Origin of the sequence: Limimaricola litoreus, from assembly GCF_024159025.1 — a bacterium.
In the GTDB taxonomy this organism is placed as follows: domain Bacteria; phylum Pseudomonadota; class Alphaproteobacteria; order Rhodobacterales; family Rhodobacteraceae; genus Limimaricola; species Limimaricola litoreus.
In genome coordinates this window covers 1-1392 of the sequence record NZ_JAMYXC010000247.1, presented here as the reverse complement: position 1 = coordinate 1392, position 1392 = coordinate 1, and the positions used below count along the sequence as shown (strand labels likewise).

At 67.5% G+C, this 1392-nt stretch carries 1 protein-coding gene and 1 pseudogene; both read right to left on the bottom strand.

What is annotated here, in order from left to right; translation table 11 throughout:
- Positions 1-203 (bottom strand): annotated as a pseudogene (locus tag NHG85_RS15740) (c-type cytochrome); the annotation flags it as partial.
- A partial coding sequence (gene soxC, locus NHG85_RS15735) for a sulfite dehydrogenase (protein ID WP_253334035.1) occupies positions 187-1392 on the bottom strand: 1206 nt, incomplete at its 5' end. The pseudogene NHG85_RS15740 and the gene soxC, both read right to left, overlap by 17 nt.

The following is a 1392-nucleotide window of genomic DNA, read 5'->3' as shown; positions in this document are numbered from 1 at the left end:
GCAGCGGGGGCTTCGGCCAGCGCGCGCGCCTGCGCGGCCGGTTCGGGCGCCTCGGCCTCCTGCGCATTGGCGGTGGCCACGAAGGAGACGCGCGCGGGTGCGGGCATGTCGACCACGAACTGGTCGGCGAGCACATAGGCCAGCGTCAGCACGCTTGCCGTGCCGGCGGAGGCGGGGGCGAGGATCTTAAGAAACTTCGACATTTTCCGCCTCTCCGCGTTCGTTGACATGCCAGGTCTGGATGCCGTTGTTGTGGTAGATCGAGTTCTCGCCGCGGATCTGGCGCAGCTCGTCCTTGGTCGGCTGGACATAGCCGGTGGAATCATGCGCCCGGCTTTGCAGCAGCAGCGGTTTCCCGTCCCAGTCGAACTCGAAGTAGAAGCGGTGCATCGACTTGTCGAAGCTCGGCCCCGACATGCGGGCCGCGTGCCAGTTCTTGCCGCCGTCGAGCGTCACGTCGACGCGCGGGATGGTGCCGCGCCCCGACCAGGCGATGCCGGTGAGAACGGTCGGCCCCTTGGAATGCAGGATCGGCGCCTGCGGGCTGGGGTTGGTGATGACGGACTTGGCGTCCATCTCCCAGGTGAAGCGGCGGGCGACGCCGTTGTCGAGAAGATCGGTGTATTTCGACGCCTCCTCGCGGTGGTGCCATGGCTGGTCGCCGACCTCGATCCGGCGCAGCCACTTGATCCACATGTTGCCTTCCCAGCCGGGCACGACGAGGCGAACCGGGTAGCCCTGTTCGGGGCGCAGCGCCTCGCCGTTCATCTTGAAGGCGACGAGGCAGTCGTCCATCGCCTTCTCGATCGGGATGGAGCGGGTCATGGCCGAGGCGTCGGCGCCCTCGGGCATGATCCACTTGCCGTTGGTCTTGACCCCGGCCTCCTCGAGCAGCAACCGCAGCGGAATGCCGGTGTATTGCACGTTGTGGATCATGCCGTGGGTGTATTGGCAGCCGTTGAGCTGCGCCCCCGCCCATTCCATGCCCGAGTTCGCCGCGCATTCGAGGAAATAGACCCGGTTCTCGCGCGGAAAGCGCATCAGGTCCTGCATGGTGAAGACCAGCGGCTTGTCGACGAGGCCGTTGATCATCAGCCGGTGCGCCGCCGGGTCGACCTCGGCGATGCCCGCGTGGTGCCGCTCGAAGCACAGCCCGTTGGGGGTGATGATGCCATCGAGCTCGTGGATCGGGGTGAAGTTCACCGAGGAGACCGGGTCGGCGGTCAGCCATTCGACGTTGCGGCGCACCACATGCGCCTCGTGCGGCGAGGGGGTGCCGTAGGGATGGGCATCCACGCCGTCGCCCAGGTACTGCATCCAGGGCTGAAGCTCGGTGATCGCAGGATCGGCGGTCTGCGCGGCCACGCGGCTGCCGGCCAGCGCGCCGCCGGC